The organism is Cupriavidus sp. 09_S30, assembly GCF_056930435.1.
In genome coordinates, this window is the sequence record NZ_JBXOWI010000001.1 from 1,981,822 (window position 1) to 1,995,265 (window position 13,444).

At 66.0% G+C, this 13,444-nt stretch carries 12 protein-coding genes; 5 read left to right on the top strand and 7 right to left on the bottom strand.

Annotated elements, in window-relative coordinates:
* Nucleotides 1-38: 38 nt before the first annotated feature.
* Both AC1Z3O_RS09470 and AC1Z3O_RS09475 read right to left on the bottom strand, forming a co-directional pair.
* On the bottom strand, nucleotides 39-689 hold the full coding sequence (locus AC1Z3O_RS09470; RefSeq protein ID WP_483515432.1) for a BON domain-containing protein: 651 nt from the start codon (nucleotides 687-689) through the stop codon (nucleotides 39-41).
* Between the two features lie 242 nt (nucleotides 690-931).
* Nucleotides 932-2,293: a nicotinate phosphoribosyltransferase gene (locus tag AC1Z3O_RS09475; RefSeq protein WP_483515434.1), complete on the bottom strand. Its 1,362-nt coding sequence runs from the start codon at nucleotides 2,291-2,293 to the stop codon at nucleotides 932-934.
* A gap of 468 nt (nucleotides 2,294-2,761) precedes the next feature.
* Between AC1Z3O_RS09475 and AC1Z3O_RS09480 the strand changes: the two genes are divergently transcribed.
* Nucleotides 2,762-3,391, top strand: coding sequence for a phosphoribosyltransferase (locus AC1Z3O_RS09480; RefSeq protein ID WP_483515437.1), 630 nt, complete (start codon nucleotides 2,762-2,764; stop codon nucleotides 3,389-3,391).
* Nucleotides 3,392-3,543: 152 nt separating this feature from the next.
* Nucleotides 3,544-4,221 (top strand): dienelactone hydrolase family protein, encoded by a 678-nt coding sequence (locus AC1Z3O_RS09485; RefSeq protein WP_483517561.1) that lies wholly within the window; start codon nucleotides 3,544-3,546, stop codon nucleotides 4,219-4,221.
* Nucleotides 4,222-4,325: 104 nt separating this feature from the next.
* Here AC1Z3O_RS09485 and AC1Z3O_RS09490 read toward each other — a convergent pair whose 3' ends face one another.
* Both AC1Z3O_RS09490 and AC1Z3O_RS09495 read right to left on the bottom strand, forming a co-directional pair.
* On the bottom strand, nucleotides 4,326-4,754 hold the full coding sequence (locus AC1Z3O_RS09490) for a TraR/DksA family transcriptional regulator (protein WP_483515439.1): 429 nt from the start codon (nucleotides 4,752-4,754) through the stop codon (nucleotides 4,326-4,328).
* 69 nt (nucleotides 4,755-4,823) lie between these two features.
* Nucleotides 4,824-5,156, bottom strand: a complete 333-nt coding sequence (locus AC1Z3O_RS09495) for a glycine zipper domain-containing protein (RefSeq protein ID WP_483515441.1) — start codon at nucleotides 5,154-5,156, stop codon at nucleotides 4,824-4,826.
* A gap of 684 nt (nucleotides 5,157-5,840) precedes the next feature.
* Between AC1Z3O_RS09495 and AC1Z3O_RS09500 the strand changes: the two genes are divergently transcribed.
* The 3 genes from AC1Z3O_RS09500 (at nucleotide 5,841) to AC1Z3O_RS09510 (ending at nucleotide 10,129) form a co-directional block, all read left to right on the top strand.
* Complete coding sequence (locus tag AC1Z3O_RS09500; RefSeq protein ID WP_483515443.1) at nucleotides 5,841-8,669, top strand: AMP-binding protein; 2,829 nt, start codon at nucleotides 5,841-5,843, stop codon at nucleotides 8,667-8,669.
* Nucleotides 8,670-9,350: 681 nt separating this feature from the next.
* The gene (locus AC1Z3O_RS09505; RefSeq protein ID WP_483517562.1) at nucleotides 9,351-9,788 is read left to right on the top strand and encodes a TIM barrel protein; all 438 of its coding nucleotides are present in this window, start codon (nucleotides 9,351-9,353) and stop codon (nucleotides 9,786-9,788) included.
* Entirely contained in the window at nucleotides 9,749-10,129 is a 381-nt protein-coding gene (locus AC1Z3O_RS09510) for an SHOCT domain-containing protein (RefSeq protein WP_483515445.1), read from the top strand. Before AC1Z3O_RS09505 ends, AC1Z3O_RS09510 begins: the two co-directional genes overlap by 40 nt.
* A 287-nt stretch (nucleotides 10,130-10,416) precedes the next feature.
* Here AC1Z3O_RS09510 and AC1Z3O_RS09515 read toward each other — a convergent pair whose 3' ends face one another.
* From AC1Z3O_RS09515 to AC1Z3O_RS09525, 3 genes are read right to left on the bottom strand one after another with little or no spacing between them, the layout of a single operon-like run.
* Nucleotides 10,417-11,181 carry a fumarylacetoacetate hydrolase family protein gene (locus AC1Z3O_RS09515; RefSeq protein ID WP_483515447.1) on the bottom strand — a complete coding sequence of 255 codons (765 nt, stop codon included), beginning with the start codon at nucleotides 11,179-11,181 and terminating at the stop codon, nucleotides 10,417-10,419.
* Nucleotides 11,182-11,234: 53 nt separating this feature from the next.
* Entirely contained in the window at nucleotides 11,235-11,876 is a 642-nt protein-coding gene (locus AC1Z3O_RS09520) for an aspartate/glutamate racemase family protein (protein ID WP_483515449.1), read from the bottom strand.
* 13 nt (nucleotides 11,877-11,889) lie between these two features.
* Nucleotides 11,890-13,338 (bottom strand): MFS transporter, encoded by a 1,449-nt coding sequence (locus AC1Z3O_RS09525; RefSeq protein WP_483515451.1) that lies wholly within the window; start codon nucleotides 13,336-13,338, stop codon nucleotides 11,890-11,892.
* Between the last annotated feature and the right edge of the window lie 106 nt (nucleotides 13,339-13,444).

Below are 13,444 nucleotides of genomic sequence, written 5' to 3' on the forward strand. Positions count from 1 at the left end.
TGGCGCAGCGCGTCCGCGCCTCTGGCGACACTCGCTTGCTAGTCCTGGTCCACCCGCAGTTCGTCGATCACGTTCACCACACCCGGCGCCGACCAGGCAGCCCCTACGGTCGCCTTGCGTTCGGCCAGGGAGTCGACGTGCCCGCTCAGCGTGACCACGCCCCGTTCGATGCGCACGTCGATACGATGCGCTTCGCGCTTCGCATGGCGGCACAAGGCCGCCTCGATGCGCTGGATGACATCGGGCGGTGCCGTCCGTGACTTGATGGTGAGATAGTTGTGCACGCCCGCGATCCCCCGCAAATTGCCTACTGCGTGTTCGGCGAGGGTGCGCTGGTAGCTCCACTCGACTTCGCCGGACAGCGTCACCCAGCCTTTCTCGACGCGCACCTTGACTGCGGCCGCCGCCAGGCTGGCATTCCAGCGCAGCGCCGAATACGCCGCCTCGGCGATGGCCTCGTCGCCGACGGCCTCGTCGGGCCGCACGTCGAGCGCTATCACCACGCCGCGCACGCCCGACACGCGCTCGGCCGCGCGCTCGGCAACCAGCTTCTCCGCGTGGCTGCGCAGATGGCCGCTCAGCGTCACAATGCCCTTGTTGACCTCGACGCCGACCGCCGCGGCATTGAGCGCCGGTTCCCACTCCAGTTCGGCCAGCACATGCTGCCTGATCTCAAGATCGGTCTTCATTTGCTTTCCTCACGTTCCTGCATGCCTCCAGTCCGCTGAATCATTGAAATAGGAGGTGAAGGACATGGCATGACAGGCACCGACCGATTTCAGTGATTCAGTGGACTAGGGGGCTCACCCGAGGGTGACAACGCCCCTGAACGGCAATATAGACGCCGTCGCGACACGCGGCTTGACGTAACGCAAGGGGGCCTAGACGGCCAGATCCAAAACGAAAGGGGAACGCCGGCAGACTGATGCTCCTAACGCCTCGCGGCCCGACCGGAAAGCGCGTCAGCGACTCTTGCAAGCTCCATCAGTGCCGCGCTTACCGTCACCGGATACGGCGGTGCCGGATCGAGCGCGCGCAGGGCGCTCGGCAGCGCCGTCAGCTGTACAGCGGCGTTGGTGCGCGCGTCGTCGAGTCCTACCGGAGGGCCAAGGCGCTGGCCCGCGGTCATGACGGGCTGCATCAGTGGCGTGCCGTCCTGGCGGTCGCCCTCGATGGTGAGGGTGTCGCCGCAGATGACGCCGGCGGCATCATGGCGCCGGTACCACTGCTTGCGTCCCGGCCAGGTGGCCTTTCCCTCCGAGCGCTTGCGCTGCGGTAGGCCGGCGTACTCGGTCAGCTTGTAGGCGCAATCGAAGTAGGGGGCGTCCGCGGAAGTGTTCATCCGCGTGCCCACGCCGAATCCGTCGATGGGGGCGCCCCCGGCCAGCAGGTCGCGTATGCGGTACTCGTCCAGATTGCCGCTGGCGAAGATGCCGATCTCCCGCAGCCCCGCGCCGTCAAGGATGGCACGGACCCGGCGCGCATGCTCGCCGAGGTCGCCGCTGTCGATCCGCACAGCCTTGATGACGATGCCCTTGGCACGCAACCGGGGCGCCAGGGCGGCCACCTTGCGCGCAGCGGTTTCGGTATCGTAGGTATCGATCAGCAGGGTGGCATTGCCGGGTTGCGAGTGGGCGAAGGCCTCGAAGGCTTCTTCTTCGCTCCGGTGCGCCTGCACGTAGGAGTGCGCCATCGTGCCATAGACCGGGATGCCGTATTGCAGCCCGGCCAGCAGCGTGGCGGTGCCGGAGAAGCCGGCCAGGTACGAAGCGCGGGCCGACAGCATGCCGGCCTCGGCGCCGTGCGCCCGCCGCAGGCCGAAATCGACCAGCAGCAGCCCCGACGCCGCAAGCGCCACCCGGGCGGCCTTGCTTGCCACCAGCGATTCGTAATGCAGCAGGTTCATCACCCGGCTCTCCACCAGTTGCGCCTCGGGCAATGGCGCGGTGATCCGCAGGATGGGTTCGTCGGCGAAGAACACTGTGCCTTCTGGCACGGCATGCACATCGCCCGAGAAGTGAAAGGTCTTCAGGGATTGCAGGAATGCGCCGCTGAAGCGACCATCGCGGGCAAGCAGGTCGAGGTCAGCACGACTGAAGCGCAAGGATTCGAGGTAGGCCAGTACCTGCTCCAGGCCGGCGGCCACCAGGAAATTCCTTCCCGGCGGCAGCTTGCGCACGAAAAACTCGAAGCTGGCCAGATCGTTCATGCCGAGGTCGAAGTACGCCTGCATCATGGTCAGTTCGTACATGTCCGTCAGCAGAGGACTGTCGGCAAGGTCATGGGTGTCCATACTTCGCGCTCCTGATGCGGCGCCGCGTCCTGGCTTCCGTCTCCACGATAGGTGCGGGGGCAGCCGGGGGCTCGGTTCCGCGCAAGCTTCTCGGGCCGGGTGCTAATCCAGGCGATCTTGATCCAGGCCAAGGCCCGCCGCCATCCATTGCCTAGTCTCGTAGGCAGCAAGGCGGAACATTCAAGATCCTGCGGCGCGTGTCCGCGGCGCAGCTACTTTCATTATCGTTCTCAACAAGGAAAGCCCGAGGAGAGCCCGAGGAGAGCCCGAGGAGAGCCCGAGGAGAGCCTTATGGGCGTAACCTCATTCGCACCAGGCCTGTTGTGCGCGGTGGGGCTGGCAGCCTCCACGCCACGCCGGAAGCGGCGGCTGCGCCCCAAGTTCGACGCCAGTGCCGCTCCCGCCAGGACGTCGGCACAGTCTTGATCGCGTCCTCGGCAGGGAGCCGTGAACGAAGAGGAGAAAACGATGCCATTCGCCGACAGAAAGGAAGCGGGCAGGCAGCTTGCCAAGGCGCTTGAACAGTACAAGGGAATGCATGCGCTGGTTCTGGCGCTGCCGCGCGGCGGCGTCCCCATTGGACGCGTGCTGGCCGATGCCTTGGACGCCGACCTCGACGTGGTGCTGGTGCGCAAGATCGGCGCCCCCGGAAATCCCGAGTTCGCCATCGGCGCCGTTGCGGAAGATGGCTGGACCTACGTTGCCCCCTATGCGGAAGCGGTTGCCGCCGACAGCCCCTACGTCGAGAGCGTAAGGGAAGAGGAACTGGAACGGATCCAGGAGCGGCGCAGCATGTACACGCCCGGGCGGACCTCTGCCTCGGCCGCCGGCCGCCTGACCATTGTCGTCGACGACGGCCTGGCAACCGGCGCCACGATGCTCACCGCCTTGCACGCGGTGCGCGAGCAAGCGCCCAGCCGGCTGGTATGCGCGTTGCCGGTCGCCTCGCCAGAAGGCCTGCAGCTGATACACACGCATGCCGACGAGGTCGTCTGCCTGCTAGCGCCCCCCGGCTTTCATGCGGTGGGGGCGTACTACGTTTCGTTCCTGCAGGTCAGCGACGAAAGCGTGGTCGCCGCTCTCGCGGGCAAGCAATGACGGCTGGCCGCCCGGTGAAGGCGCGGGCGCTCCGTGCCGATGGCACGTCCATTTCTTGATCTGGTCCAACCTACGATGCCGGGCGGCTTCTACAGCGGTTCTATGGTCGTTCATGGCCGAACGTTTCGAGCCGGCAGGAAAAGGTGAGCGACATGCGCAAGACAGAGTCGGGAACGGTGAGCGAGATGGTCAGCATCGACACCGGGGAAGCAATCTTGGCGGGAGAGCGCATCTGTCCGGCCGAGGCATGCGGCCTGGTGCTCTTCGCCCACGGCAGCGGCAGTTCGCACCGGAGCCCGCGCAACCGCTATGTGGCCAGCGTGCTGCATGAGGCGGGCATCGCGACCCTGTTGTTCGACCTGCTGGCCCCGCAGGAAGACGTGGGCATGTCGAACCGCTTCAATATCGTCCTGCTGGCTGCGCGGCTGCTGGCGGCCACGCGCTGGGTAGAGGATTATGCGCGTCTGCGTGGGCTGCGGATCGGGTACTTTGGCGCCAGCACCGGTGCCGCCGCCGCCATCCGTGCGGCCGCGGATCCGCAGTTGTCATCTCCGATCGAGGCGCTGGTGTGCCGTGGCGGACGTGTCGACCTCGCGGGGCTCGAGGCTTTGCAGCGGCTGGCCGCACCGACGCTGATGATCGTCGGTGCGGACGATGTCCAGGTGGTGAAACTCAACCAGCTTGCATCCGGCTACATGCAATGTGACTGCCGGCTCGATCTGGTGCCGGGGGCTTCGCATCTGTTCGAAGAGCCGGGCGCATTGGAAGACGTGGCGGGGCGGGCGGCCCTCTGGTTCTCGCAGCACCTGGGTACGCCGCAGAAGAAATGACGGAGGGCGCATTGCGCCGAGGAGGGCGCGGCGGGCTTCGGGCAACGGCCAGCAGTCCAAGGCCGCCTCGGTTGCCGGTACAGGCCGGGCAACACCGGCAACCGCTATTTTGGTACCCCGGTTTTCGACGGGCCGGCACCGATGGCGGCCTGCGGCGAATCGGGGGCCTCCCGTGCAAACAGGTGCTCGTGACGACCCTGGCATGCCGTGCAACGCTTGGCCGTCGGGTGCGCCTGCAGCCGGGGGAAGGCAATGGGCTGCCTGCAGTCGAAGCAGACGCCGTACTTCCCGCTAGACATTCGTGTGCGGGCCGCGGCGATATCGGCCAGCTCCATCCGATAGTGCTCGAGTACCGCATCGTCCACGCGCTGCATGATTTCCTCGTCCGCCTGATCGACTTCGTCCTGCGCCTCGCGCTGAACGGGCGCTGCCAGCGGGGTATCGGCCGAGCCGGCCACCGCATGAATGCGCCTTTCGTCCGCATCGAGTTGAGCGGAGAGCTGTGCCATTTCCCGCCGTGTCAGTCCTTCCATGAGCTCTCTCCTGAAGTCAGCTCCAACACGAGCTGTCCCTTGGCTGGCTGCACCATCCACGCTTGCGCATCAGCGGCGCCTGGCTGCCCACCCCACGATCACCCCCGCGAGCGCAGCGATGGCGGCTACGGTAGCCAGGCAAGACCAGGGGTGCTGCTGGACGTAGTGTTCGGTTCCCTCGGCCCAGCGCGAAATGCGATGCCTTGCCGCTCCGCGCAGCAACTCCAGGCGCGTGCGAAGCGCCCGTGCACGCGCCACCAGTTCTGCCTGTGCATCGTCACCTTCCGCGCCCGCTTGCGCCGCGATTCTGGTCAGCAATGCCTGAACATCGGCAAGCAGCATGCTGGTATCGCGGATCAAAGCATCTTTCTGTGCCCTTCGCTCGGATTCCTGATCGTCCATGTCGCCCCCTCTGTTGGAGATCCGGCAACAGCGTATGCCGTTGCACCGGTCGCACTCTCACTATAGGGAGGTGCCGGCAGCCAGGCATGACTCGGGTCAAATGACGGCGCCCCACCCGGACGCTTGCGCGGGCCGCGCCACCATGCTCCGGGTGCCGAAGACGATGCAGGCGCGGCGCCTTCCGCTGGCACCGTTACATTTATTGGCTACGATGGGAGCATGGCATGCCTGGGCGAGTCGAGCATTTGCCGTGAGGCGGCTCCTGCGAAATTCTGCCATCTACTCCTTCCCCGTTCGGATTGCGCCTTTCCCCGCCATGCGCGGGTGCCGGCTGTCGCGCAAGGCGTAACGGCGGCGCGGGCGGACAAGCCGGGGACGCTGTTGATTCTGGCCAGGATCGACGCGCGCATGTACCCGCTTAGCGCGCAATAGCAACTGGGTTTCGGGGCACGGCATCGCTGCCGTGCGGGCTGCCACGGTGGGATAGGGCGGACGCATCTCGCGCGTGCCGTCCATGGCCCGTACGGAGAGCCAGGCTGGGAGGATCGAAGCGATAGGCAGTATGGTGGCGCATTGCAATCCGCTGGGGCCCGGTCTGGCAGCCACCCGGCTGGCGCACTATCCACCGAGCGTGCCGGCAGGCTCAACCACCGGGCTGCTGCGTCAGCGCCGCAGGAGAGGCAGATGAATGGCAGGCAAGATCCAGCGCGCCGTGGGGCAGGGGAGCCGGTGCTGTCCGACGAGCCAGCCCTGCTGGCCATCGTGCGCGAGCTGGCAGCCGAGCTGCGGCCCGGCACGCCGGAGCTCGGCACGCTGGGCCTCGATCACTCGCTCGAGCGCGATTTCGGCCTCGACAGCCTCGCGCGTACGGAGCTGCTGGTGCGCATCGAGCAAGCCTGCGGCGCCAGGGTCGATGAACAGGCACTGATGGCTGCCGAGACCCCGCGCGAACTGTTACGACTGGCGGGCCAAGAGGCAGTGCCCGCCATGGCCGCCGTGGCGGCGGCGCTTGCCACCCCCGGCGCGGCAAGGACGGCGGCAGCCAACCGGCCGCCGGACAGCGTGGCCACGCTGACGGATCTGATCGACTGGCACGTAGCGGCGCATGGCGACCAGAGCTACGCCATCTTCCCAGGGGCCGGCGAGCTCAGCTACCGGTCGATGCACGCAGGCGCGCTCGCGGTGGCCGCCGGCCTCGCGCGGCTGGGGCTTGCCGCGGGCGAGCGGGTCGCATTGATGCTGCCGACCGGGCGTGAGTTCTTCGACGTCTTCTACGGCGCACTCTACGCGGGCTGCATTCCCGTGCCGCTGTACCCGCCCGCGCGCCTCTCACAGATCGAGGATCACATGCGGCGCAGCGCCGGCATCCTGGCCAATGCCGAGGCGGCGATCCTGGTGACCGTGCCGCCGGCCAAGCCGTTGCTGCGCCTGCTGCGCGCGCAATGCGTCTCGCTGCGCCAGATCCTGACACCCGCGGAGCTCCATGCCGACGGCGCTCCGGCCAGCCCCGCAATGCGCGGACCGAACGATATCGCCTTCCTGCAGTACACCTCGGGCAGTACCGGCAATCCCAAGGGGGTGGTGCTGACGCACGCCAATCTGCTCGCCAACCTGCGCGTGATGGAGCGCACCGCGCGGGTCACCGCGGCCGACGTCTTCGTGTCGTGGCTCCCGCTGTATCACGACATGGGGCTGATCGGCGCGTGCATGGGGAGCCTGTCGGTAGGATTCCGCCTCGTGCTGCTGTCGCCAACCGACTTCCTGGCGCGCCCCGCGGCATGGCTGCGGGCTATCCACCAGCATCGCGGCACGCTGTCGGCGGCACCGAACTTTGCCTATGAGCTGTGCGCGAGCCGGATCGCCGAGGCGGCCCTGGCCGGGCTGGACCTCCGCACCTGGCGGCTGGCCTACAACGGCGCCGAGCCTGTCAGCCCCGAGACCCTGGAGAAATTCTCCGCGCGCTTTGCCCGCTTCGGCTTCGACCGCGCCGCCATGACCCCGGTCTACGGGCTGGCCGAATGCTCGCTCGGGCTGGCCTTCCCGCCGCCCGGGCGCGGGCCACGCATCGACGAGATCGACCGGGATGCATTGGCGCGGCAGGGCATCGCCCGTCCGCCCGCACAGGCGGGGCGCAGCGCGCTGCGGGTGGTCTCCGGCGGCCTGCCGCTGCCGGGCCACCAGATCCGCATCGCCGATGCCGCGGGTCGTGAACTGCCCGAGCGCTCGCTCGGACATGTGGAGTTCCGCGGACCGTCGGCCACGGCCGGCTATTTCCGCAATCCCGAGGCGACGGCTGGCCTGTTCGACGGCCCCTGGCTCAAGACCGGTGACATGGGCTATATGGCCGAGGGCGAGCTGTACCTCACGGGGCGGCTGAAGGACATCATCATTCGTGCCGGCCAGCACTTTTTCCCGCAGGAACTGGAAGAAGCGATCAGCCACGTAGGGGGCGTGCGCAAGGGCGGCGTTGCCGTGTTCCCGGCCTCCGACGTGCGCAGTGGCACCGAGCGCCTGGTCGTACTGGCGGAGACGCGCGAGCAGAACGAGGCGGCGCGCGAGCGGATACGCGCCGACATCGGCCATTTGGCCAGCGACCTGATGGGCATGCCGGCCGATGAAATCCTGCTGGTGCCGCCACGCACGGTGCTCAAGACCTCCAGCGGCAAACTGCGCCGCGCCGCTTGCCGCGAGTTGTACGAGCGGGGCGAGATGGGGAGCGGACCGCTTGCGCCATGGCGCCAGTTGCTGCGGCTCACGCTCGCGGGGGCGCGCATCCGGCTCGCGCGCCGCCTGCACCAGGCGGGCTCCTGGGTCTGGGGCGCCTGGGCATGGCTGGTGTTCAGCCTGATCGCCTTGCCGGCCTGCACGCTGATCCTGCTGTCGCCGTGGCGCCCCCTGTGCCGGGGCATCGCGCGCGGCGGTGCCCGCCTGGGCCTGGCGCTCACGGGCCTCTTTCCGCGCATCGAATCGCTGCCGATGCTCGATCGCCGCAGCCCGGTGGTGGTCGTCGCCAATCACGCCAGCTACACCGACGTGGTGGTGATGACGGCAGTGCTCCCAGCCCATTTCACCTTCGTGGCCAAGCAGGAACTGCTGCGAAACCCGCCGCTGGCCTTGCTGCTGCGCCGCCTCGACTGTGCCTTCGTCGAGCGCTTCGATGCCGCGCGCGGAGTGGAAGACACCGGTGTCCTGGAGCAGCGCGTGCGGGCCGGCGAGTCGCTCGTCTTCTTTCCGGAAGGGACCCTCCGGCGCGAGCCAGGCCTGATGCCGTTCCGCCTGGGCGCCTTCCTGTGCGCCGCCCGCGCGCATGTGCCGGTGGTGCCCATCGCCCTGATCGGCACCCGCTCCTTGCTCAGGGACGGGCGCTGGTGGCCAAGCAGGGCGCCGCTGGCGGTGGTGGCAGGAAACGCTGTGAGCGCCGCCGGCGACGACTGGCAGTCGCTGCTGAGGCTGCGCGACACGGCCCGGCAAGAGATCCGCGCCCGGGTGCCGGAGCCGGATGCAGCGGTGTGACCGGGTTTCTCCCACGTCGGACCGGCTACGCAAAACCGTTCAGGAATCGAAGCGCGGCGACACCATGAACGCGCGGCGTCCGCAAAGGAGTTCGCGATCAGGCTACGCGTCAGGGTGCGCCCTTCGGCCGCCATGCCCTGCTGGGGCAGGCGGCGGGATCAGCTCGCGAGCCGTCGTTCTTCGCGTGGCCAGCAGCCTATGAGATCTGCCACCAGGTGAACGCTTTGCCGCAGGCTGTTGCCGCAAGTGGCTGGTGGGACGATTCCTTGCTCGATGCGCATCGTGTCTGGCGATTGCAGCGATAGGGTCTTCGTGAGTCGCCTGCTTTCGAGTCACTGCTCTCAGGCCGAGTGGTTCTGCTTTGGGCTGCGTGGCAGTACCGGTAGCGCCTTTCCGGTCCGCGATGCTTCGACTTTTTTCCGTGGATCTCCCCCTCAGTTGCTCAGCTTGTTGCGGGCTGAGCCACTCCTCCCGGTATGAGGCAGATGCGGCAGTAAGAGGTTGCAGCATGAGCGCTGAAACCCAACAAAAAAGGAATATTCGAGGCATGACTTAGTAAATCCCCCTTACCTTGGGGAATCGGGCAGTTGGGCAGTTGATCAGTTCTGGTCGGTCGGTCATCGACTGGCCAGCCGCGGATGATACCTGCCACCAGTCGAACGCGGGGCCTGCAGGCGCTGGCTGGACGGGCAGTTCGGCTGCCTACCCTGCTATGGCCTTGGCTGCGAGCGCGTGCATCTGCTGACGCGCAACCTGGGGACAGGGCAGAGCCTGGCGAACGTGCGCACCAGGCTGTTGCGCAATATCGAGCGGGCGATGCGCTACTTCGAGCCTTACGGCATCACCGTGCTGCTCGAGCCATTGGCGCGCGCCATGCTGCCTGACTACTCGCTCACGCGTGTTGAAGAGGCCGTGGCGCTGATGGAGGAAATCGGCTTACCGAACCTGCGCCTGCAACTCGACCGGTATCACACGCAGATGGAGCAGGGGAATCCTCGCGGCCTGGATGGAGCGTTGCTTCCCCTGCTATATATAGAGAGATGCGCCGTTATAGAAACCACAATTGATGGAGAGCGAAAATGCTATTTCAAGAAGGATTTTCATTCACCAACTTTGTAGTCGATGTCTTTTGCGTCTTTCTGTTCATATTGTGGTTCTGGCTGCTCATCACCGTATCCGGCGACCTGTTCCGGCGCCACGACGTATCTGGTTTTGCCAAGGTGTTATGGGTGATTCTGCTGATTGTGCTGCCTTACATTGGTGTATTCGTCTATATCCTCACGCAGGGCCTCGGCATGGCTGAGCGCAATCAAGAACGTGCAAGGCAGGCTCGCAACGAACTTCGTCAGGTCGTCGGCTTCAGCGTTGCTGACGAGCTTGAGAAACTGAGTCGCCTGAGGTCAACAGGAGCCATTACGGAGGAGGAACATAACCGGCTGCGGGCGAAGCTCCTTGCATAGGCTGCGCACCGTTACGACCAAAATTACCCCTGTAGGGGTCTCTTTTGATTTCACTGCAATTTACCGGGGTAGCCACCCCTAGACCCCATGCGGTTTTCGGGTGGCGCCCTGCGGAAATCACAATGAAATCAGTCACTGGCTGACTGGTCTCTTCACCGCGGCTTCGGAGGCCGCAGCGACGGCCAGCCGGTACAAGCGGCTGCGCCGCGCGTCGATTAGCGCCCGTTCCTTAAGTGAAGCGTGGTCGGCGGCGGTTCGAGCTGTAGCCGACGCCCAGCTTGCCTCGCTCAGAACTGAATGGAAGCGTGGCCAATGCCATCGAATTTCACCGTTACCAGGTCGCCTGCCGAGGCGGGCAGGATTCCGACCCAGGTGCCCGTCGTGACAACCGAGCCGGCCTCCACGCGCCCGCCGTTGCGTGTGGCGTGACGCAGCCAAGCCACCAGTCCATAGGCAGGGTCGCCCAAGGCATGGGTGCCTCGGTGCTCGAAGCTCTGCGTGCCAATCTGAACATGGCAGCGTTGCGCAGCCCAGTCGCGAGGCTGGTAGGGCTGCCACTCACCGAGCACGAGCGCGCCATGAGCCTGCAGGTCGGCAAGCTTCAACAGCGAAGGCGTTTCAATGTATTGCTGCCAGCGCGAATCGACAACCTCGATCGAGATCGCCATGCCATCCACCAATGAGGCGGCATTGTCGCCAACGAGTGCGGCGGCTTCTTCGGCATTCACCGAGCGCCCAAGCCGCAAGGCGATCTCGGCCTCGATACCGCGCCAGGTGAAATTCCAGCTCCCGGCTTGCGCCGGGCTTTGCCAGACGCCCTCCGCAGGCAATTGCGCGTGCGTCATCGGCGCCTGCCGTGAAGGCCCGCCGGACTTCCAGTAGCTCGCGCCGGGTGCATGCCAGTCCATCGAAGCGGCGACCGCCGCTTGCACGGCATAGGCCTCCTCAGGGGTTGCAAGCGCCGTGGCAAAAGGCTGCGCATCTGCGCAGCGGCGGGCGCGCCGTGCCTGGATCAGGGACTGCGCGACTGCATCAATCTGGTTCGTGTTCATGTCTGGGGTAAATCCTTGATAGCGAATAGGGGGTGTAGATTCCTGACCGGCATTCAGTGGCCGGCAAGGGCGCGCAGGATGGCTCGGCAGGCCGCCGGTATGGGACCCACGACCGGGATTCCGAAGCGCGAGCCAAGCGCCTGCGCTGCGTTTCCAAGCGGTCCACCGCCGATCACCACGACTTGAGCGCCATCCCTCTCGATGCATGCCTGGACAGCCGCGGCCAACGCAGCCTCCAGGGCCTCAGGATCCAGTCCAAGCTGCCAAGGGTCGCCGGGCGTGAAGCGAACACCGGTAAAGGCCGCTTCCAGCCCGAGCTCGCGGACTTTCATTCTGATCGAGGAGTCCAGCGCAGGCGTGGTGGTGGCGATGCCGAACCGGCCATGCTGCGCTGCCTCGCGCATGGCCGCCTCCCCAATGCCCACCACTGGCACCGTCAGCCTGCGCCGAAGCATCTCGGCCCCAGGATCGCCAAAGGCTCCGACGATGACACCGTGGACGTTGCCCACGTCCAGTGCGCCGACCACGCTTGCCGCCGCGCGGAGATCGCTCTCCTCGACGATCATTGGCACGCCGGCTTCCATGGTCAGGCCCCGGATTTCCGCTCGCCCGTCAAGACTGGACCGCGCAATCCCCAGCATCATCTGCGTGGTCGCCTGCGATGTATTCGGGTTGATCAGCAGGATTGAGTTCATTTCACTTCGGGAATCAGGATCGGCTGACGCTGGCCGCACCCGTGCCGACTGCCGGCTCCGGCGCGTCCTCGACTTCGGGTTCACCCATGGGCCGGCCAAACGTCTCTGGTGCGAACTGTACGCTGAGCGCGAACACGGCGTACATCGCGGCCAGCATGCTGAACATGCCGCCGACGCCGTAGACCTCGAACACGCGGCCGCTCACCAGCGGTGTCAGCGCGCCAGCCAAGGTGCCGAGCGCAAGAATCAGGGACGTGCCGAACGCGCGGACATCGGTTGGATACTGCTCGGGGGCAAAGATCCAGATCGAGGTGTTCAACAGCACGACGCAGAAGGTGAAGCAGGCGCCGAACAGCAGCACCAGGCCGACGTTGAACGTCAGGAAGCCAAAACTCAGCCCCGCTGCGCAGGCCAGCCCGGCGCCGAAGGTCAACACGCGCTTGCGCGGGAAGTGATAACCGCAGTACGACGCTGCCAGCGCTCCGAACAGGCTGCCGCTCTGCATCACCATCGTGAACAGCAGGCTCTTGGAGATCGTGTAACCCTGTGAAATCAGGATGGTCGGCATCAGCGTCAGCACCGATATCTGCGCACCGTACGTCATCGACACCGCGACGCCCAACGCCACTGTTCGCCGGCCCAGCCGGCCCCGGAAGACATCCCGCAGCCGCACCTTGGCACGGGGCGATTCGTCCTGGATGGCCTCCTTGATGTAAGGCGTCGGCTCTCCACGCAGCGCACCCAGGCGTCCGGAAGCAAGACCGGAGAGCACGCGGTTCGCCTCGTCCACGCGCCCCTTGGACAGCAGGAAGCGGGGCGTCTCCGGAATATAGCGACGGTAGAACACCACGAAGATGGCAGGTATCACCAGGCAGCCGAATAACCAGCGCCAGCTGTCCGGTCCGGGAAACATGGCGAACACGGCCAGTCCGAAGGCAGGCGCCAGCATGTTGCCCAGGCCGCCACTGCCTACGCTGACCATGCCAACCGCGGTGCCGCGGAAGCGGGTGGAGCACAGCTCGGCAAGGATCGTCACGGCGACGGAGATTTCGCCGCCCAACCCGATGCCGACGATGAAACGGCCTGCCGACAGCACCGTGTAGTCGGGGGCGAGCGCGCAGATGATGGCACCCAGCGTGAACAGCAGCAGATTCGCGTTCAGCATGGCCCGACGACCGTAGCGGTCGGCGATATAGCCCGATCCAACCCGTCCCAGCGCGGCTGCGCTGAAGGTCAAGGTATTAAGAAAGCCAATGTGCGCGATCGATATGCCCCATTGCTCGCGCAGGATGGGGCCCACCAGGCCGACGGCGTTCTGCTCGAAGACATCGAACATCACGCCCAGCATGATCAGAAAGATGATCTTCTTGTGTGCAGCGGTAACACCTATGCCATCCATTGCCTCGTCGAGTTCGTGCTGCTGGGGGGAACGCGACGTTTGAACATTCACTTCTGCGCCCATATTGTCTCCTCCTCGGAATGAGGTCAGTCACGGTGGATCCGCAAACTTTTCGCCGGCATCGTCGGCCGGCTCTTGGTAGAGCAGCAAAGAAAGTGCGTCTGCGACG

Excerpts from the sequence above, each read along its gene's own strand:
- AC1Z3O_RS09470 (WP_483515432.1), bottom strand. The coding sequence starts at position 689 with ATGAAGACCGATCTTGAGATCAGGCAGCATGTGCTGGCCGAACTGGAG.
- AC1Z3O_RS09475 (WP_483515434.1), bottom strand. The coding sequence starts at position 2,293 with ATGGACACCCATGACCTTGCCGACAGTCCTCTGCTGACGGACATGTAC.
- AC1Z3O_RS09480 (WP_483515437.1), top strand. The coding sequence starts at position 2,762 with ATGCCATTCGCCGACAGAAAGGAAGCGGGCAGGCAGCTTGCCAAGGCG.
- AC1Z3O_RS09485 (WP_483517561.1), top strand. The coding sequence starts at position 3,544 with ATGCGCAAGACAGAGTCGGGAACGGTGAGCGAGATGGTCAGCATCGAC.
- AC1Z3O_RS09490 (WP_483515439.1), bottom strand. The coding sequence starts at position 4,754 with ATGGAAGGACTGACACGGCGGGAAATGGCACAGCTCTCCGCTCAACTC.
- AC1Z3O_RS09495 (WP_483515441.1), bottom strand. The coding sequence starts at position 5,156 with ATGGACGATCAGGAATCCGAGCGAAGGGCACAGAAAGATGCTTTGATC.
- AC1Z3O_RS09500 (WP_483515443.1), top strand. The coding sequence starts at position 5,841 with ATGAATGGCAGGCAAGATCCAGCGCGCCGTGGGGCAGGGGAGCCGGTG.
- AC1Z3O_RS09510 (WP_483515445.1), top strand. The coding sequence starts at position 9,749 with ATGCTATTTCAAGAAGGATTTTCATTCACCAACTTTGTAGTCGATGTC.
- AC1Z3O_RS09515 (WP_483515447.1), bottom strand. The coding sequence starts at position 11,181 with ATGAACACGAACCAGATTGATGCAGTCGCGCAGTCCCTGATCCAGGCA.
- AC1Z3O_RS09520 (WP_483515449.1), bottom strand. The coding sequence starts at position 11,876 with ATGAACTCAATCCTGCTGATCAACCCGAATACATCGCAGGCGACCACG.
- AC1Z3O_RS09525 (WP_483515451.1), bottom strand. The coding sequence starts at position 13,338 with ATGGGCGCAGAAGTGAATGTTCAAACGTCGCGTTCCCCCCAGCAGCAC.